General features: G+C 65.7%; 21 protein-coding genes, 1 pseudogene and 1 riboswitch. Of the genes and pseudogenes, 11 read left to right on the top strand and 11 right to left on the bottom strand.

Annotated elements, in window-relative coordinates; genetic code table 11:
• Positions 1-73: 73 nt before the first annotated feature.
• The 3 genes from hisS to ACETMP_RS18060 all read left to right on the top strand — a co-directional run bounded on the left by hisS (position 74) and on the right by ACETMP_RS18060 (position 2,419).
• Entirely contained in the window at positions 74-1,594 is a 1,521-nt protein-coding gene (hisS, locus tag ACETMP_RS18070; RefSeq protein ID WP_375157242.1) for a histidine--tRNA ligase, read from the top strand.
• 117 nt (positions 1,595-1,711) lie between these two features.
• Entirely contained in the window at positions 1,712-1,915 is a 204-nt protein-coding gene (locus ACETMP_RS18065; RefSeq protein WP_025033847.1) for a tautomerase family protein, read from the top strand.
• A gap of 111 nt (positions 1,916-2,026) precedes the next feature.
• Positions 2,027-2,419, top strand: a complete 393-nt coding sequence (locus tag ACETMP_RS18060; protein ID WP_375157241.1) for a thioesterase family protein — start codon at positions 2,027-2,029, stop codon at positions 2,417-2,419.
• A gap of 25 nt (positions 2,420-2,444) precedes the next feature.
• Here the strand turns inward: ACETMP_RS18060 and ACETMP_RS18055 are convergent, their stop codons facing one another.
• The 3 genes from ACETMP_RS18055 to ACETMP_RS18045 form a co-directional block, all read right to left on the bottom strand.
• A complete protein-coding gene (locus ACETMP_RS18055; protein WP_375157240.1) occupies positions 2,445-3,806 on the bottom strand; it encodes an NAD(P)H-dependent oxidoreductase in 1,362 nt (453 codons plus the stop codon).
• 81 nt (positions 3,807-3,887) lie between these two features.
• Positions 3,888-4,727, bottom strand: a complete 840-nt coding sequence (gene proC / locus ACETMP_RS18050) for a pyrroline-5-carboxylate reductase (protein WP_375157239.1) — start codon at positions 4,725-4,727, stop codon at positions 3,888-3,890.
• 174 nt (positions 4,728-4,901) lie between these two features.
• On the bottom strand, positions 4,902-5,402 hold the full coding sequence (locus ACETMP_RS18045; protein WP_028134393.1) for a YbjN domain-containing protein: 501 nt from the start codon (positions 5,400-5,402) through the stop codon (positions 4,902-4,904).
• 458 nt (positions 5,403-5,860) lie between these two features.
• A riboswitch (FMN riboswitch) is annotated at positions 5,861-6,020 on the top strand.
• A 77-nt stretch (positions 6,021-6,097) separates the two neighbouring features.
• Here ACETMP_RS18045 and ACETMP_RS18040 point away from each other — a divergent pair.
• Positions 6,098-6,658: a 6,7-dimethyl-8-ribityllumazine synthase gene (locus ACETMP_RS18040; RefSeq protein WP_028134394.1), complete on the top strand. Its 561-nt coding sequence runs from the start codon at positions 6,098-6,100 to the stop codon at positions 6,656-6,658.
• Between the two features lie 120 nt (positions 6,659-6,778).
• On the opposite strand, the gene ACETMP_RS18035 is transcribed toward ACETMP_RS18040, so the two are convergent.
• From ACETMP_RS18035 to lgt, 5 genes are all read right to left on the bottom strand, one after another.
• Positions 6,779-7,732: a ribose-phosphate pyrophosphokinase gene (locus ACETMP_RS18035; RefSeq protein ID WP_257176509.1), complete on the bottom strand. Its 954-nt coding sequence runs from the start codon at positions 7,730-7,732 to the stop codon at positions 6,779-6,781.
• A gap of 192 nt (positions 7,733-7,924) precedes the next feature.
• Positions 7,925-8,539 (bottom strand): hypothetical protein, encoded by a 615-nt coding sequence (locus tag ACETMP_RS18030; protein ID WP_375157238.1) that lies wholly within the window; start codon positions 8,537-8,539, stop codon positions 7,925-7,927.
• 162 nt (positions 8,540-8,701) lie between these two features.
• Positions 8,702-9,469: a peptidoglycan editing factor PgeF gene (gene pgeF, locus ACETMP_RS18025; protein ID WP_028134397.1), complete on the bottom strand. Its 768-nt coding sequence runs from the start codon at positions 9,467-9,469 to the stop codon at positions 8,702-8,704.
• Complete coding sequence (locus tag ACETMP_RS18020; protein WP_375157237.1) at positions 9,469-10,584, bottom strand: class I SAM-dependent methyltransferase; 1,116 nt, start codon at positions 10,582-10,584, stop codon at positions 9,469-9,471. The genes pgeF and ACETMP_RS18020 overlap by 1 nt, the downstream gene beginning before the upstream one ends.
• 21 nt (positions 10,585-10,605) lie before the next feature.
• On the bottom strand, positions 10,606-11,451 hold the full coding sequence (lgt, locus tag ACETMP_RS18015; protein WP_375157236.1) for a prolipoprotein diacylglyceryl transferase: 846 nt from the start codon (positions 11,449-11,451) through the stop codon (positions 10,606-10,608).
• 197 nt (positions 11,452-11,648) lie between these two features.
• Between lgt and ACETMP_RS18010 the strand changes: the two genes are divergently transcribed.
• From ACETMP_RS18010 to ychF, 4 genes and pseudogenes are all read left to right on the top strand, one after another.
• Positions 11,649-11,900, top strand: a complete 252-nt coding sequence (locus tag ACETMP_RS18010) for an accessory factor UbiK family protein (protein ID WP_007596812.1) — start codon at positions 11,649-11,651, stop codon at positions 11,898-11,900.
• Between the two features lie 266 nt (positions 11,901-12,166).
• On the top strand, positions 12,167-12,883 hold the full coding sequence (locus ACETMP_RS18005; protein WP_028134400.1) for a 50S ribosomal protein L25/general stress protein Ctc: 717 nt from the start codon (positions 12,167-12,169) through the stop codon (positions 12,881-12,883).
• 59 nt (positions 12,884-12,942) lie between these two features.
• Positions 12,943-13,542, top strand: coding sequence for an aminoacyl-tRNA hydrolase (gene pth, locus ACETMP_RS18000; protein WP_375157235.1), 600 nt, complete (start codon positions 12,943-12,945; stop codon positions 13,540-13,542).
• A gap of 157 nt (positions 13,543-13,699) precedes the next feature.
• Positions 13,700-14,798, top strand: a pseudogene (gene ychF, locus ACETMP_RS17995) (redox-regulated ATPase YchF).
• A gap of 117 nt (positions 14,799-14,915) precedes the next feature.
• Here ychF and ACETMP_RS17990 read toward each other — a convergent pair.
• Positions 14,916-15,212 (bottom strand): DUF4282 domain-containing protein, encoded by a 297-nt coding sequence (locus ACETMP_RS17990; RefSeq protein WP_135164855.1) that lies wholly within the window; start codon positions 15,210-15,212, stop codon positions 14,916-14,918.
• 167 nt (positions 15,213-15,379) lie between these two features.
• On the opposite strand from ACETMP_RS17990, the gene ACETMP_RS17985 reads away from it, so the two are divergent.
• The 3 genes from ACETMP_RS17985 to ACETMP_RS17975 all read left to right on the top strand — a co-directional run bounded on the left by ACETMP_RS17985 (position 15,380) and on the right by ACETMP_RS17975 (position 16,655).
• On the top strand, positions 15,380-15,832 hold the full coding sequence (locus ACETMP_RS17985; RefSeq protein ID WP_375157234.1) for a MaoC family dehydratase: 453 nt from the start codon (positions 15,380-15,382) through the stop codon (positions 15,830-15,832).
• The gene (locus ACETMP_RS17980) at positions 15,832-16,311 is read left to right on the top strand and encodes a MaoC family dehydratase (protein WP_375157233.1); all 480 of its coding nucleotides are present in this window, start codon (positions 15,832-15,834) and stop codon (positions 16,309-16,311) included. Before ACETMP_RS17985 ends, ACETMP_RS17980 begins: the two co-directional genes overlap by 1 nt.
• 197 nt (positions 16,312-16,508) lie before the next feature.
• Positions 16,509-16,655, top strand: a complete 147-nt coding sequence (locus ACETMP_RS17975; protein WP_375157232.1) for a hypothetical protein — start codon at positions 16,509-16,511, stop codon at positions 16,653-16,655.
• 39 nt (positions 16,656-16,694) lie between these two features.
• Here ACETMP_RS17975 and ACETMP_RS17970 read toward each other — a convergent pair whose 3' ends face one another.
• Both ACETMP_RS17970 and ACETMP_RS17965 read right to left on the bottom strand, forming a co-directional pair.
• A complete protein-coding gene (locus ACETMP_RS17970; protein WP_375157231.1) occupies positions 16,695-16,907 on the bottom strand; it encodes a hypothetical protein in 213 nt (70 codons plus the stop codon).
• A gap of 211 nt (positions 16,908-17,118) precedes the next feature.
• Positions 17,119-17,544, bottom strand: a complete 426-nt coding sequence (locus ACETMP_RS17965; protein WP_375157230.1) for a hypothetical protein — start codon at positions 17,542-17,544, stop codon at positions 17,119-17,121.
• Positions 17,545-17,700: the final 156 nt, after the last annotated feature.

Genomic DNA, 17,700 nt, shown 5'->3' with positions numbered 1-17,700 from the left:
CGCGAGCCCCGGAATGACGTCGCCCCTCTAAGCCCCGGTTGCCGCCTCGCGCCCCGGCTGGTAAACGCCGCGCATGGCCGAGAAACCCAAAAAACCCCAGAAGCTGAAGGCGCGCCTGCCGCGCGGGCTCGAGGATCGCGATCCCGCTGCGATCCGGGCGACGCGCGAGATGGTCGAGAAGATCCGCGCCGTCTACGAGCTCTATGGCTTCGAGCCGGTGGAGACGCCGGCGATGGAATATACCGACGCGCTCGGAAAGTTCCTGCCCGACCAGGATCGTCCGAACGAGGGCGTGTTCTCGTTCCAGGACGATGACGAGCAATGGATCAGCCTGCGCTACGATTTGACCGCGCCGCTCGCCCGCTATGTCGGCGAGCGCTACGGCAGCGACGCGCTGGTTCTGCCCTACCGCAGTTACCGCGTCGGCTACGTCTTCCGCAACGAGAAGCCCGGCCCCGGCCGCTTCCGCCAGTTCATGCAGTTCGACGCCGACACGGTGGGTTCGGCGACCCCGGCGGCCGACGCCGAGATCTGCATGATGGCGGCGGACACGATGGAGGCGCTCGGCATCGCGCGCGGCCAGTACGTGGTGAAGGTGAACAACCGAAAAGTGCTCGATGGCGTGCTGGAAGCCATTGGGCTCGCGGGTGAGGAGAACGCGTCGCGCCGGCTGACGGTGCTGCGCGCGATCGACAAGCTCGACAAGTTTTCCGCCGACGAGGTGCGCAAGCTGCTCGGTCCCGGCCGCTGGGACGGCGGCGAAGAAGGCAAGGGCGACTTCACCAAGGGCGCCAATTTGAGCGAAGCCGAAGCCGACGTCGTTCTCGCCATCACCAAGCCGCGCGACGACTGGAAAGAGGCCGTTGCCGCCGCAGACACCTACCTCGCCAAGAGCCCGGTCGGTCAGGCCGGCGTGAGCGAGCTGGAAGAGATTGCCAAGCTGGTCACGGCGTCGGGCTACGGTGCGGACCGCATCAAGATCGATCCCTCCGTCGTGCGCGGTCTCGAATATTACACCGGCCCCGTCTACGAGGTCGAACTGCTGCTCGACACCAAGGACGAGAAGGGCCGCCCGGTGCGGTTCGGCTCGGTCGGCGGCGGCGGGCGCTATGACGGCCTCGTCTCGCGCTTCCGCGGCGAGCCGGTGCCGGCGACTGGTTTTTCGATCGGCGTCTCACGCTTGCAGGCCGCGCTGACGCTGCTCGGCAAGCTCGACACCAAGCCGGACTTCGGTCCCGTCGTCGTCACCGTGTTCGACCGCGACCGCGTCGCCGACTACCAGAAGATGGTTGCGTCATTGCGCACGGCCGGCATCCGTGCCGAGCTCTATCTCGGCAATCCCAAGAACATGGGCAACCAACTCAAATATGCCGATCGCCGCAACTCGCCTTGCGTCATCATCCAGGGCTCCGACGAGAAGGCGCGCGGCGAGCTGCAGATCAAGGACCTGATCGAAGGCGCCAAGGCGGCCGCCGCGATCGCCTCCAACCAGGAATGGCGCGAGAGCCGCCCGGCGCAGTTCTCGTGCAGCGAAGTCGATCTCGTCGCGAAAGTGCGCGAGGTCCTGGCCCGCCATGACGTAAAGTGGGGATAGCCATTCCGGCTGGCCGCCATGCCCGGGCTTGTCCCGGGCACCCACGTCTTGTTTGATGGGAAGAACGTGGATGGCCGGGACAAGCCCGGCCATGACGAAAGCAGCAGGGAGACAACGATGCCTGAGATCACCATCAGCATGGCCGAAGGCCGCACCGACGAGCAGAAGGCCGGCATGATGCGCGACATCACGCAGGCGCTGGTGAAGAATCTCGGCGTCGATGCCGATGCCGTCGTCATCCAGATCAACGAAGCCCCGCTCCGCCACAAGATGAAGGGCGGCAAGACCTTCGTGGAACGCGCGGCGGCGGCGAAGAAGTGACGCGTTAGCGTCATTCCGGGGCGCGCGAGCGCGAACCCGGAATCTCGCGCCGCCAATTTCTGGATTCCAGGTTCGGCGCTACGCGCCGCCCCGGAATGACGAGCAAGACCCATGGACGCACGCGATTTCATCATGATCGGCATGAGCGCCGAGCGCACGCTGGTGGTGCCGGCCGAGCGCACGGTCGGGCATTTCGTGCCCGGCATGCCCATGGTTTATGCGACGCCGATGATGATCCTGGAGATGGAGATGACCTCGGGCGATGCGATCCGCGCCGCGCTGCAGCCGGGCTGGGTCACCGTCGGCACCGAGGTCGACATCCGCCATCTCGCGGCCGCCCTCGTCGGCGCGACGGTGCGGACCGCCGCAAGGGTGGTCGCGGTCGAGCGCCGCGTCATCCGCTTCGAGGTCGAAGCTTTCGAGGGTACGCGCAAGCTCGGCGAAGGCCGCCACGCGCGCGGGCTGGTCAATGTCGAGATGTTCAACAAGCGGCTGGGGGCGTAGTGCAGCCTGCTGAGCGAGCCTTCGCCTAACCCAACTTGCGCGCTCCCGGCGACGGATAGAACGCTTCCTGCTCCCGGCGGAGACGCACGGCAGGTAACGTCTCGTCGATCGCCACATCCGCCCAGGTGATGCAGGAGTCCTTTGCCACCGCCTTGGTCAATCGCACATTGTGTGCCAGTCCGAGCGGCAGATAACCCTCTGCAAGCGACGTGCTGGCCGGCGTCAGCTTGCCGAAAACAGTGTAGCCGCCTTCTCCGTCCAGCGTATCTCCCTCGCACAGGTCCTTCTTCGCTGTCGCGGCAACATCGGCGTTGAACGTCGTTGCAACGCCTGTCGCCTCGTTGCGCAGAGCGATCGAGGCTACTGAAATTCCAAGCTCCAGACCTATGAGATGCCACTTCTTGTAGGAGCACATGTAACGACCGCTCGGGTCGGTAACGACGCTGTATTCCTGGAAGCAGTTGCGGATGTAATCGCTGTCGCCTTCGAAACAGACCCAGACGCCCTTGCGGATGTCGTTGGGGATCGGTTTGCCCTCGGCCGTCAGGCAGGACACGACTTCGACCTGGCCCTTGGATTCCAGGATGCCGCCCTCGGAACGGGGGCGCATCAGCGTCGGAATGTCGTCGACCGATCCCGGCGGGAATGCGAGGCCTTGCGATGGCGCTTCCAGGCCGGTTGCGTTCGCGATCGCGGCGGATTCGATCGCAGGCTTGGAGCCGTCGAGAAACGCGTTGAACATTTTTGGATTCATGCCGCCGCGCGCAGCTTGTTCCGCGGTGAGTCCCCAGTGATCCCAGACCGTTTCAGGGGTCGACTCCCGATAATGCGGCAGCCATTTGTGCCCGCGGCCCGCCGCCACGACCGGGAAACCGCAGGCCCTTGCCCAATCGACGAGGTCGCAGGCGAGGGCCGGCTGATCGCCATAGGCGAGGCTATAGATCACGCCGGCCTGCCGGGCTCTATGCGCGAGGATCGGTCCGCAGAAGGCGTCGGCCTCGACGGTGACGTTGATGACGGCCTTGCCCGCACCAAAGGCGCCAAGGCAATGCTCGACCGCCGCGACGGGATTGCCGGTGCATTCGGCGATCAGCTCGATGCCTTCGCACTTCACTAGGGCTTCCCAGTCGTCGGTCAGGAAGGTCGTTCCGCTCTTGAGCGCATCGTCGAGCGAGGTCGCGGCGAATCGCTCCGGATGCCAGCCAACCCGGTTCAGGTTTTCCCGGGCGCGCGACGGAGACAGGTCTGCAATTCCGACCAGATGGACGCCCGGCGTGCGCAGAATCTGATGCAGGTACATTGCGCCGAACTTGCCTGCTCCGATCAGCCCGATCTTGATCGGACGCCGCTCGGCCTGTCGCTCGAGAAGTTTCGCGTAGAGGTTCACGATCGCTCTCCCTGCCGGCAACAGCCCGGACCGCCTCGCATTCGGCCGCCTGGATCGGGGGCCGAAGCGCTCTTGATCTTCCTACTTCGCCAATTCCTTCGATCGCTTGGTCGCCGCCGCAATTGCGCGGATCATCAGCTCACGCAGGCCAGGCTGGCCCATGAGAACGCCGAGCGCCGCAGCCGTGGTGCCGCCGGGCGAGGTGACGTTCTGGCGCAGCGTGCTCGAGGGCAGCTCCGACTGGTGCAGCAACTCGCCGGAGCCCGCGACCGTCGCGCGCGCGAGCTTCGTCGCGAGCGCCTCGGGCAAACCGGCTTCGACGCCGGCGCGTGCCAGCTCCTCGGCGAGCAGGAACACATAGGCCGGCCCGGAGCCGGAGACGGCGGTCACCGCGTCCATCAGGCCTTCGTCCTCGACCCATTCGACCGCGCCGGTGGCGCGCAGCAGCGCGTCGGCCAGTGCGCGCTGCGCGGTGCTGACGTCGTTGGCCGCGACGGCCACGGTAATGCCGCGGCCGATCGCGGCCGGCGTGTTCGGCATCGCGCGCACGACGGCGCCGCCGCAGACCTCTTGCAGCGAGGCGATCGTGGTTCCCGCCATGATCGAGACCACCGAGGTCTTGTCCGAGACGAACGCTTTCAATCTGGCGCCGGCCTCGCGGAACATCTGCGGCTTCACCGCGACGACCAGCATCTCGACGGGGCCTGCTGTCGTCGCATCGGGATTGAGCGCGACGCCCCTGGCGGCGAGCGCGGTGATCTCGGGCGAGAGATGCGGATCGATCACGGCGACGCGGCGCGGGTCGAGCCCGCCCGAGAGCCATCCGGTCAGCATCGCGCCGCCCATCTTGCCGGCGCCGGCGAGCAGGATGGTGCCGGTGATGTCCTGGAGAGGGTTGTTGTCTACCACTGTGGTCACCATCAACAAAGGTGTCGTCCCTGCGAACGCAGGGACCCATAACCACGAGTGGTCTTAATGGATGAAGGTGTTAGCAACAAGCCGCGGGCCACGAGGGGCATCACGCGGTATGGATCCCGGATCGGCGCGCGCCTGGGGCGCGCTTGTCCGGGACGACAGCGGAGGGCGAGGAGCGCCCTACGCCTCTCCGACCGTATCGAACATCGCGGCGTCCATGGCCTCGGTCGTGGTCTTGCCCGCCCACACCACGAACTGAAACGCCGGGAAATAGCGCTCGCAGGCATGGATGGCGCCGGCGAGCATGGCCTCGCATTGCGCGGTCGAGGCGGTGAGGCCGCCCGGCAGCACCAGGGCCTGGCGGTGCATCACCATGCCGGTGTTGGTCCACAGATCGAAATGACCGACCCACAGCTGCTCGTTGACGGCGGCGACGAGCCGCTGCACCTCGCCGCGGCGCGCGAGCGGAATCTTCATGTCGAAGGCGCAGGCCAGATGCAGCGCCTCGATCTCGCCCATCCAGGTGAAGGAGAGCTGGTAGTCGGTCCATTGTCCCTTCGAGACAATCGTGAGTTCGTCTTCGCCGGAGCGTTCGAACGGCCAGTTGTTGCTGGCAGCGATATCCTCGACCACCGCGAGCGGATGGCTTCTGGAATCGATAGTGCCTTCGAGCAGGGACATGCCGTCTCGACCTCTTGCCTTCTTGTTGTCCTTGATACGCACGCGGTCGGCCCGGCACGCTCCCTCAACGTCGCTGCTGCGATCCCTCAGGGTCGCTCTCGCGATCCCAAGGTCGCTGTTGCGATCCCCTCGGATCAGCGCGGACCTGTCGCGGATCAAGTGATGTGATTTGCGGAATCTGCGCAACGGGGTCCGGAGTCCGTCCACAAGCCAGGACTCGTTCGTCCACAGCTCATCTCCGCCACAATTCTTAACGTGGAAAGTCTCGGATCCCGAGCGAGGAGAACAAACCGGAATCGGATTCGGGGGCGCAATCGTTAATTCCGTCCCGCGAGGGCCGGACCGCCAACAGGACCTCTACGCCGGCATGGGACCATGCGATTTGCCCATGCGGAACGCGCTTGCCGCGCCGGCGCGTCGGCGGCATATTTCCACCCAGGCCGTTCATCCCGAGCGGCCGATGTTCTCAGGGCGGGGTGAAAGTCCCCACCGGCGGTAAGGGCCGAAAGGCCCAAGCCCGCGAGCGCCTTCCCCGAGGGGGTAACCCGACGGGAAGGGTCAGCAGATTCGGTGCAACTCCGAAGCCGACGGTCAAAGTCCGGATGAAAGAGAACGGTCGGTAGCAGACGCATCGCAAGGTGCGGCTGCTTGTCGTTCCGTGTGCCCTGATTCTGGTCCTTAAACCGAGGAAAGCCATGAATCAGATGTTGCAAGACCCCCAAGTCCAAAACTCAGAAGTCCAACCGCCGCCGGTTCCGCAAGGACCCGCGACCGAGCATCCACGCTTCGCCAAGCCGCAGCGGGTGGCCTTCGTGCAGGCCCGCTGGCACCGCGACGTGGTCGAGGAGGCCCGCATCGCCTTCATGAAGGAGGCCGCGGCGCGGCACCTCAACCATGTCGACGTGTTCGAGGTGCCGGGCTCGTTCGAGATCCCGCTGCATGCGCAGGTCCTCGCCAAGACGCGCCGCTACACCGCGATCGTCGCGGCCGGCCTCGTCGTCGACGGTGGCATCTATCGCCACGAATTCGTCGCCGACACCGTGATCAAGGCCTTGATGGACGTGCAGCTCCGCACCGAGGTGCCGGTGTTCTCAGCGGTGTTGACGCCGCAGCAATTCCACGAGACCGAGGTGCACTACGACTTCTTCCGCAAGCACTTTGCCATCAAGGGCGTGGAAGTCGCCGAGGCCTGTGCCGAGACGTTGCTCGGCCTGGAGCGCCTGCGCGGTCAGGTCGCCGCGGGGATCGTGGGGTAGGTCTGGTCATTCCGGGGCGCACGCAGCGCGAGCCCGGAATCCATTGATCGATACGGATTGGTGCAAGATGGATTCCGGGTTCGGCGCTGACGCGCCGCCCCGGAATGACTGCCGTGAAAATCAGTCGAACAGGCTCGACACCGATTCTTCCGCCGCCGTGCGCGCGATCGCATCCGAGATCAGGCTGCCGATCGGCAGCGTGCGGATGTTCGGCGCCTTGGTCACGGCCTCCGTCGGCAGGATCGAGTCGGTGATCACCAGCTCCTTCAGCTTGGAGCCGGAGATGCGGGCGGCCGCGCCGCCGGAGAGCACGCCGTGGGTGATGTAGGCGTAGACGTCCTTGGCGCCCTTGGCGAGCAGTGCGTCGGCCGCATTCACCAGCGTGCCGCCGGAATCGACGATGTCGTCGACGAGGATACAGGTGTAGCCGGCGACATCGCCGATCACGTTCATGACCTCGGATTCGCCCGGGCGCTCACGACGCTTGTCGACGATCGCGAGCGGGGTGTTGATGCGCTTGGCAAGGCCGCGCGCGCGGGCCACGCCGCCGACGTCGGGCGAGATCACCATCACCTTGGAGAGGTCGAACTTGTCCTTGATGTCGCGCACCATCAGCGGCGCCGCATAGAGATTGTCGGTCGGGATGTCGAAGAAGCCCTGGATCTGGCCGGCATGCAGGTCGAGCGTCATGACGCGGTCGACACCGGCCTGCGTGATCAGATTGGCGACGAGCTTGGCCGAGATCGGCGTGCGCGAGCCCGATTTGCGGTCCTGCCGGGCGTAGCCGAAATAGGGCAGCACCGCGGTGATGCGGCGCGCCGAGGAGCGGCGCAGCGCGTCCGTGATGATCAGGAGCTCCATCAGATGGTCGTTCGCGGGAAACGAGGTCGACTGGATGACGAAGGCATCCGAGCCGCGGACGTTCTCCTGGATCTCGACGAAGATCTCCATGTCGGCGAAGCGCCGCACCACCGCCTTGGTCAGCGGCAGGTCGAGGCCTTGCGCGATCGCCTGCGCGAGGGCCGGATTGGAGTTGCCGGCGACGAGCTTGATGGAGCCGTTTTTGGCCGACATAGACGCTTCCTCCCGCGCTTTGCTGGATACGACGTTCAACATCTCAGATCCCACTGGAAGCACGGTTACGACGGGCGAGGAAATATCAGGCGGGAGGCTGCGATGGCAACCCGGAAGGCTACGTTTTCCCTTCGAAAATCCTGAGTCGGGCCAACGGTTTGGCCGCAACTTGAGGCCGTGGTTTAGCGGGGGTTATCGCTCGGCATAGCCGAGCGCGGAGGACGGCATGTCCGATGCCGGCGCCTCGGGAATCACGCTCGCCACCGCCGGTCCCCGCAAGCCAGGCGCTGCGCCAGGCGTGTCCGGTGTGCCGTTGATCATGTTGGAAAGTCCACTGAATCCGGCCTGGGCGATCTTCCGCAGCACCAGATCGTCGGCAGCCGCCCACGCGTCGCGGCCACCCTTGACCGAGGTCGGTTCCTCGCCGGACAGGCGCAGCGCGCGCTGCTGATTGGCGTCGTAGACGTCCCAGACCCAGGCGATCACGGTCTTGCCGCGGACGATCTGGGCGGAGAGGTAGCTGCGCACGCGGTAGGCGGCCGAGCCTTCGCGGGAGACCACGGACAGGCTGCGCAGCTTGGATTCGCTGTCGAGCACGCCGACCATGCGGTCGAACACCTGCGGCGGCGGCCCGTCGATCGATTCGAACGCCACCGTCGCGCCCGAGCCGGTGGTCGGCGCCATCGCGTAGGAATTGGCGGCGCCGCCACCGCCGGCACAGCCGCCAAGCGCGGTCGCCGCCGCCAGCAGCATGACCGCCAGCACGCGCGAACCCGCACGGCCCAGGATGAATGACGCGTCCCTCATTATGGAGGGCAGCGATATCGTTAAAATCGATTAAGGTCTAGGGCGGCGGCGACACGGATACACAGTGTCATTCCGGGGCGTCCGAAGGACGAGCCCGGAATCTCGAGATTCCGGGTTCGATGCTTCGCATCGCCCCGGAATGACACGGGGTTGCCCTTGTGTTCACGCTTCGAGCGCGATGGCGTGGACGTGGCGGCCGTAATCCGGCTCCTTGCGATGCACCGAGCGGCGATAGCTGAAGAAGCGCTCGTCCGCATAGGTGTCGAGACCGAGATCGTCGATCATCAGGATGCCGGCGGCCTCGAGCCGCTGGCGGATGAAGCCGGCGAGATCGAACATCGCGTGTCCCTCGCGCACCGACGGGATGAAGAACATGGCGTTGTCCGCATCCGCCTCGATGAAGCGCGCCACGAACTCGTTGCCGACCTCGTAGCTGTCCTGGCGGATCAGCGGCCCGATCGCGGCGATGATGCCGCCTCGCGTGGCGCCGAGATCCTCCATCGCCGAGATCGTCGCCTCCAAGACGCCGGTGAGCGCGCCTTTCCAGCCGGCATGTGCACCGCCGATCACGCGTGCATGGGGATCGACGAACAGCACCGGTCCGCAATCGGCGGTGGAGACGCCGAGCGCGATGCCGGGCGTTTTCGTCACCAGCGCATCACCCTTCGGCCGCGGCCCGCTCGGCCATGGTGTCTCGGCAACCACCACGTCGGGCGAGTGGATCTGGTGCAGGCTAAGGAAGCGGTCCGCGCCGACACCGACATGTTCGGCCATGCGGCGGCGGTTCTCCGCAACGAGGCCCTGATCGTCGTTGGAGCCGAGCCCGCCGTTGAGTGCGGAATAGATTCCGCCGGAGACGCCGCCTTCACGCGTGAAGAAGGCATGGCGCAGGCCGGGCACAGCTGCCAGCAGCGAGGAGGTGAGCGTCATCAATTGCCTCCGGCCTGTTCGAAATCGCTGAGGCCGGCGATGCCCGTCAGCCGCGGCTCGGAGATGCCGAGCACCTTGAACATCGAGCCCATGCCGCTGCGCCCGGTGTCCGTCAGGCGCTTGAGCGCGATCGAAATGTCGGTGGCGACTTCCGGCGTCGCCTTCTGCATCAAAGCGGCGGCCCTCGTATCGATGCCGATGCGCTTGAGGAAGTCGCCTTGCGTCACCGGCCCGTGCACGCGCGCGCCGACGTCCTCGGCCGCGCGCGCCAGCGCCTGGAAGTCGACATGGGCGGTGACGTCGGCCTGGCCGGGTGCCTTCAGGGGATCGACGAAGGTGTGGCGGGCAATCGCCTGGAAGGTGTCGCCGGCGTCGCTGCGCAGATGGCCGTAGTCGATGATCAGGGCCGCGCCGTCCTGGTCGCGCACGCGGGTGGCGAGCTTCATGATCTCGCCGTCGGGCCGCCATTCGAACACGGCGCCGACAGGTGCGGCGCGCACCAGGGGCGGCAGCAGCACGTCGAAGCGCGGGGTCGGCTCCGGCGCCGCGCCGAACTGAAGCTTGCCGTTGCCGTCGATCTCGATCACGCGCTCGTGCCAGCCGTTTTCGAGTCTGACCATCTGGTGAATCGGCAGCACGTCGAAATATTCGTTGGCGAGGATGATGCTCGGCCCGTCCGGCACGTCGTCGATGCTGTCGTGCCAGGAGATGTTGCGCACGGCGGACAGCGTCGCGCCCTGCCGCTCGCGCAGGACCGGATTGACCTCGACCATGTGGATATGGAGCGCCTGGTACAGCGGCGGCAGCACGCGGAGCGCGCGCAGTGCATCCGCCATCATGGTGCCGCGGCCGGGGCCGAGCTCGATCAGCCGCAGGAATTGCGGCGAGCCCATCTGCTTCCACACCGAGGCGGTCCACAGGCCCAGGAGCTCGCCGAACATCTGGCTGACCTCGGGCGCGGTGGTGAAGTCGCCCTCACGCCCGAGCGGATCGCGCGAGACGTAATAGCCATGGCGCGGATGCATCAGGCACAGTTCCATGTAGCGCCAGACCGGCATGGGGCCCGACGCCTTGATCAGCGCCTTGATCTCGTCGAGTAGCGGCTGGTCGGTCACGGCGTACTTTCTCGAAATGAATTAACGAATGGCCTGGGCGGGCTGCGGCGAACCGCGCCTGACTGCCAATACAATAAGGATGAGGCCGACGATAAGCATCGGGATCGACAGCAGCATGCCCATGGTTAAGCCGCCCCAGAGGTAACCAAGCTGTGCGTCCGGTTCGCGGAAATGCTCGCCGGCGATCCGGGCCAAGCCATAGACCAGGATGAAGGCGCCGAGGATCATGCCGGGCCGCTTCAGGGCACCGAAGCGGATCATGACCGCGAGCACGGTGAACAGCAGGATGCCTTCCATGCCGGCCTGGTAGAGCTGGCTCGGATGGCGCGGCAGCTGCGTCGGATCGTTCGGGAAGATCATGGCCCAGGGCAGGCTCGCATCGGCGACGCGGCCCCACAATTCGCCGTTGATGAAATTGGCAATGCGGCCGAGCAGCAGCCCGACCGGGGCGACCGCGGTGGTGATGTCGCCGAGCGACAGGATCGGGATCTTGTTGCGATGGGCAAACCACATCACCGCGACGACGCAGCCGAGGAAGCCGCCATGGAAGGACATGCCGCCCTCCCATAGCCTGAAGATCGCGGCGGGATGATCGATGAAGAAGGGCAGGTTGTAGAACAGCACGTAGCCGGTGCGGCCGCCGAGGATGATGCCGAGCGTCACCCAGAGGATGAAGTCGTCGATCTGGAGCAGCGAGATCGGCGCCGGGCCGTCCCACAGACGCTTGCTCTTCAGCAGCGAGCGCGCATAGAGCCAGCCGAACACGATGCCGCAGATATAGGCCAGCGCATACCAGCGTATCGCGAACGGGCCGATCTCGAGCGCGATCGGCTTGAAGGCGGGGAAGTCGATCAGAAGAAGCTGCATCGCGCCTTCTATGTCCAAGCCAATCGCGGCGGTCGGCGCCGGCAGACGCCCTGTGATTCTTCTTATGCAGGGACGTCGAGGACGATTGCAAGGACACCGGGGCATGACAAGGTTACCACCCCGCGGCTCTTGAACCGCTCCGTTCGGATTGCCATTGTGTTTCGGAGAGTTCGCGCAAAGTTTATCGGAGGCCCGCCATGACCCAGACCAACAATCGGTTTTTCGACGAGATCGGCCGCCTGATGAACGACGCCGCCGGGGCCGCCCAGGGCGTCAAGCGCGAGTTCGACACGGTGATGCGGACCCAGGCGGAGAAATTCCTGCGCGACATGGATCTGGTCAAGCGCGAGGAGTTCGAGGCAGTCAAGGACATGGCGCGCCTGGCGCGCGAGGAGAACGAGGCGCTGAAGGCGCGCATCGCGGCGCTGGAGGCCAAGCTCGGCGGGTAACCCATCTCGGGGTCATTCCGGGCGCGACGAAGTCGCGAACCCGAATCTCGAGGTTCCGGGTTCGATGCTTCGCATCGCCCCGGAACGACGGGTACGGGGACAACACCGGCGCCCGCAAAAAATCCCCGCATTTCCTTGTCATTTCCGCAGCTTCCGGGTAAAAGCCCGCCACGTTCGTGGCCCCCGCACCCCTGGAGGCTTGCTGCGAGCTATGCCATGGGCCGCGCTGCGGCCCATTAACTTTGCAAAAACAAGGACTTAACGACATGGCGACGACCGTCAAGGAATTGAAGGCGACCGCACGTCCGAAGAGCGGCAAGGGGGCCGCCCGGGCTGAGCGTCGCGCCGGGCGCGTGCCCGGAGTGATCTATGGCAACAACCAGCCCCCGGTGACGATCTCGATCGAAGATCGCGAACTGCGCCAGCGCATCCTCGCCGGCCGGTTCCTGACCACGCTGGTGGACATCGATCTCGAGGGCAAGAAGCACCGCGTGATTCCGCGCGACTATCACCTCGATCCGGTCAAGGACTTCCCGATCCATGTCGACTTCATGCGGCTCGGTGAAGGCGCCACCATCCGCATCAGCGTGCCCTTGCACGTCGTGAAGGCGGAAACCTCCCCGGGCGTGAAGCGCGGCGGCACCGTCAACATCGTCGCCCACGCGATCGAGCTCGAATGCGGCGTCGAGAGCATTCCGCAGTACATCGAGGCCGACGTCGGCGCGCTCGAAATCGGTCACTCGCTGCATCTGTCCGACGTCAAGCTTCCGGCCGGCGTGAAGGCGCTGACCCGCGAGGACGCCACCCTCGTCACCATCGTGCCGCCGTCCGGCTACGCCGAAGAGCAGAAGGCCGCGGCTGCGGCTGCGGCTCCGGGCGCTGCTGCGGCGGCTCCGGCCGCTGGCGCCGCGGCTCCGGCTGCGGGCGCTGCTGCGCCTGCCGCCGCTGCCAAGGCTCCCGCCGGCGGCGACAAGAAGAAGTAATCTCGAGAGAGCTGGCGCGCGGTCCCTGATCGCGCGTTGGCTGAGGGGCGCGCCGCGTCATGCGACTCTTTGTTGGGCTCGGCAATCCCGGCGCGAAATACGCACGTAACCGGCACAATATCGGCTTCATGGCTGTAGACGAGATCGCGCGACGCCATGGCTTTGCGCCATGGCGTCGTCGTTTTCAGGGCGAGACGTCGGAAGGCACGCTCGGATCCGAGCGCGTGATCCTGCTCAAGCCGACGACCTACATGAACGAGTCCGGCCGCAGCGTTCAGGAGGCGGCGAGCTTCTTCAAGATCGCGCCCGGCGACGTCACGGTGTTCCATGACGAGCTCGAGCTGCCGCCGGGCAAGGTGCGGGTGAAGATCGGCGGCGGTATCGCCGGCCACAACGGCCTGCGGTCGATCTCGGCGCATATCGGCAACGACTATCGCCGCGTGCGCCTCGGCATCGGTCATCCCGGCGTCAAGGAGCTGGTGCACGGCCACGTGCTGTCGGACTTCGCCAAGGCCGACAACGAGTGGGTGGCGACGCTGTGCGAGGCCGTGGCCGAGCACGCAGGCCTGGTTGCCAAGGGCACGGACGCGACCTTCGCCAACAGGGTGCATCTGGCCATGCAGGCGAAGGGGTTTTTGACCAAGGACGACAAGGAGTAGGGTGGGTTAGCCGACCACGTCCGCGAAGCTTCGACAAGCGAAGACGCAAGGCGTAACCCACCGTGCCACGACCGAAATATTGGCGGGTTACGCCGCGCAGATGCGCCTCGCGCATCTGGAGGGCTAACCCACCCTACGCACTGCGTTAGAGGACACCATGGGATTCAAATGCGGGATCGTCGGATTGCCCAATGTCGGCAAGTCGACCTTGTTCAACGCGCTGACCGAGACGGCCGCGGCGCAGGCCGCGAATTATCCGTTTTGCACCATCGAGCCGAATGTCGGCGAGGTCGCCGTGCCCGACCCGCGGCTGGAGAAGCTCGCCGCCATCGCCAAGTCCGGCCAGATCATCCCGACCCGACTGACCTTCGTCGACATCGCGGGCCTGGTCCGCGGCGCCTCCAAGGGCGAAGGCCTCGGCAACCAGTTCCTCGCCAACATCCGCGAGGTCGATGCGATCGCGCATGTGGTGCGCTGCTTTGAGGATTCCGACATCACCCATGTCGAGGGCAAGATCGCCCCGCTCGCCGACATCGAGACCATCGAGACCGAGCTGATGCTCGCCGACCTCGAAAGCCTCGAGGAAGCGCGTCGACAACCTCACCAAGAAGGCCAAGGGCAACGACAAGGACGCCAAGGAGCAGCTCGACCTGGTCAACCGCACCCTGGTGCTGCTGCGCGAGGGCAAGCCCGCGCGCCTCGTCGAGCGCAAGGCGGAGGAGGAGCGCGCCTTCGCCATGCTCGGCCTGCTGTCCTCCAAGCCGGTGCTCTATGTCTGCAACGTCGAGGAAGGCTCGGCCGCGACCGGCAATGCGTTCTCCAAGGCCGTGGAGGAGCAGGCCGCCAAGGAAGGCGCGGTCGCCGTCGTCATCTCCGCCAAGATCGAATCCGAGATCGCCACCATCTCGCGTGAAGAGCGCGCCGAGTTCCTGGAGACGCTCGGCCTGGACGAGGCCGGCCTCGATCGCCTGATCCGCGCCGGCTACAAGCTGCTCGACCTCATCACCTATTTCACCGTCGGCCCGAAGGAGGCGCGCGCCTGGACCATCCATCGCGGCACCAAGGCGCCCGCGGCGGCCGGCGTGATCCACACCGATTTCGAGAAAGGTTTCATCCGCGCCGAGACCATCGCGTATGAGGACTATGTCGCGCTCGGCGGCGAAGCCGGCGCGCGCGATGCCGGCAAGCTCCGCCTCGAAGGCAAGGAATACGTCGTCGCCGACGGCGACGTGATGCATTTCAGGTTCAATACGTAAGCCAAAGCTGTCATTCCGGGGCGCGCCTCTTGGCGCGAACCCGGAATCCATTCGTCCACTTGTTCTGCGGCCCGATGGATTCCGGGTTCGCGCTGCGCGCGCCCCGGAATGACGGCGCTACCGCATCCCGCTGCCCTGGTCGCGGATCGCGCCGAGATGCTCGTTGATGCGGAACACGATCAGGATCAGCTCCGCGAGGATGCGCGAGAAAACGATCCCGACGACGACGCTGGCGATCGAGGACAGCAGCACCAGGAAGCCGCCGAACGGGCTGATCGCCATCGCGGCGAGCCCGGAGAAGATGCCGGAGAGGCCGAACAGGCAGATCAGCGCGATCACCAGCCAATAGAAGGTCTTGATGATCGTCGGCGTGATGAAGCGGTCCCATTGGAAAAGGTCGCTGAATGAAAACATTGCTCTCCCCCAGGGCACTGGGCCTTGATAAACGGATCGCGGCCCTCGGTCGATCCGACTCGGATCAACGCCGCCAGCCGGTATGTAGCACGAGCCATGCGGGCCGGCGGGTTGAGATTGCCGCAAAGTGCGGCCACAATCTGTCATTCCCGCAAAGCTTTCCCCAGATGACCCTGACCTTCGAAGATTTCCCGCCCGGCCGGTTCGGCACGTTCGGCCCGCGCCATGTCACCCGCGACGAGATTTTGGCTTTTGCCGCCGAGTTCGATCCGCAGCCGATGCACCTGGACGAGGAGGCTGCCGGCCAAAGCATGCTGCGCGGCCTGTCCGGCTCGGGCTGGCATCTCTGCTCGCTGATGATGCGGATGATGGCCGACGGCTTCATCACACGCGCCGCATCGCTGGGATCGCCCGGCGTCGACGAGGTGCGTTGGCTCTCGCCGCTGCGGCCCGGCGACGATCTCATGCTCGATGTCGACGTGGTGGAGGCGCGCACCTCGAAGAGCCGGCCCGAGCTCGGCATCGTCAAGTTCAAATTCACCGTGCGCAACGCCAACGGTGCGGCGCTCGCCGAGATGACGTCGCCAATCCTGATCAAGCGGCGCGAGGGAGCGGTCTGATGCGGTTCTTCGACGACATCGAGATCGGCCAGCGCCGCGAGATCGGCACCTATACGTTCACGGCCGAGGCGATCAAGGCATTCGCCGCCAAGTTCGATCCGCAGCGTTTTCATCTCGACGAGGAGGAGGGCAAGAACTCGTTGTTCGGCGGGCTTGCCGCCTCGGGCTGGCATGTCGGTTCGGCCTGCATGAGCCTGCTTGTCGCCGACGGCCAGCGTCTGGCGCGCGAGGCCGCCTCGCGCGGCGAGGAGGTCGCGGTATGGGGCCCGTCGCCGGGCTTTCGCGACCTGCGCTGGATCAGGCCGGTGCTCGCCGGAGACACCGTCGCGTATGTCAACGTCGTCACCGACAAGCGCATCTCGGCCTCGCGCCCCGGCTGGGGCATCCTGACCGCCCGCACCACCGGCACCAACCAGCGCGGTGAAGACGTTTATTCCATCACCGCTTCAGCCTTCGTGCCGAGGCGGAAGGGCGGTTAGACCTGTTCCAAGATGAACGGTCCAAATGATGCGCGAGTGTTGCCCGCGCGCTATGGACGCGATTCGGGGCGGCTGCCATAAGCCTGCGCAACATGGTTACCGCGAAGCGTTTCTGCGGAACCAGTGAGTTGCTAACTAATTATGAACCTGTCGCTGTCTATTTGAAACGAATTGGCAGACGACAGGGGACGAGGACCATGGCAGATCGCGGCGCACTCAAGTTTGTTGGATTTATCTTCGCGACCGCGACGCTCGCAGTGATGCTGGTCGCCGGCATGGTGGTGAAGGGCTATGCCGATGGCGCCTACACCCTGGAAGTCTCGGCCGCCGACGCGACCCGGTAACACTTCGTTCATCTTTCGCGGTCGGCATCCGGCCGCGCCTCAGCGGCTATAGACGAACGCCAGGATGGCGATCGCAACCGCCAGCAGCCCGACAAAGCGCATCATGATCGTGCCGAATTGATTCGGCGCGGGCCGCAACGGTATCGGGTCCGTGGTGTCGGGCCGAATGCTTTCCATCTGAAATGTCCCCAGGCCCGGCCACGGCGGCACGGGCGCTTGGCGTTGGTCGCTGGGGAGGAGCGCAGGGTTCAACGCGCACGCCGAGTCCCGGACGCGCTGCGGCGCTCTTGCGCTGCTGCGCAGAGCCGGGGCCCATCTTGCCGCGCATGCATCCGGGCCATGGGCCCGGCTCTGCGGTGCGTCACGGCGTGCCGCACCGCGTCCGGGGTACGAGACCGACGAAATCAAAACCGCCGCGCTCCCTGTCGGAAACACGGCGGTTCGGTGATGCTTCGGTGAACGATCAGCTGTTGCGCAGGCCGTCTGCGGCGCGCTTCCACTGCGCGACGTTGTCGGCGATCATGCGGGTCGACTTCATCGCGGCCTGGCTGAGCTGGGCATAGCCGGAGATCTCGCGCTGGACGCGCTGGCCTTCGGCATGCAGCAGGTCGCGCAGGCTCTCGAGCTCGGAGATCAGGTTCTCGATCTCGGCGAGCGAAGTACCGGCGACGCGCTGGATCAGCGAGTTGACGTTGTTGACGGTGGCCTCCGCGCTCGGGTCGAGCGGCGGCGCGTCGGTGGTGTTGGTCGCCGCCGGGCGGCGCAGATAGGCGATATCGTTGCGGACGAAGTCGCGGATGCCGGCCTCGACCTCGGTCACGGCGGCGAGGTTGGTGTCGACCGTCTCGGTCTCAGTGGCTTCGATCTTTTCCGGACGCATGGCGTTCATCGTTGTTCCCCTGTTCGCGTTGAGCGCAGCGCGAGTGTCCCCCGCACGACGACGTCTGTGAGGCTTCCTTATCAGGGCGTCCGATTTTGACCGCAAATGGGCCGAGATGCGGCAAGGGCGGACCATTCGGGGGTTTTGCCGTGGCGTATGGTTAGG

This window comes from Bradyrhizobium dasycarpum (assembly GCF_042019905.1).
Lineage (GTDB): Bacteria > Pseudomonadota > Alphaproteobacteria > Rhizobiales > Xanthobacteraceae > Bradyrhizobium > Bradyrhizobium japonicum_B.
This window is presented reverse-complemented; position numbering and strand designations above follow the sequence as displayed.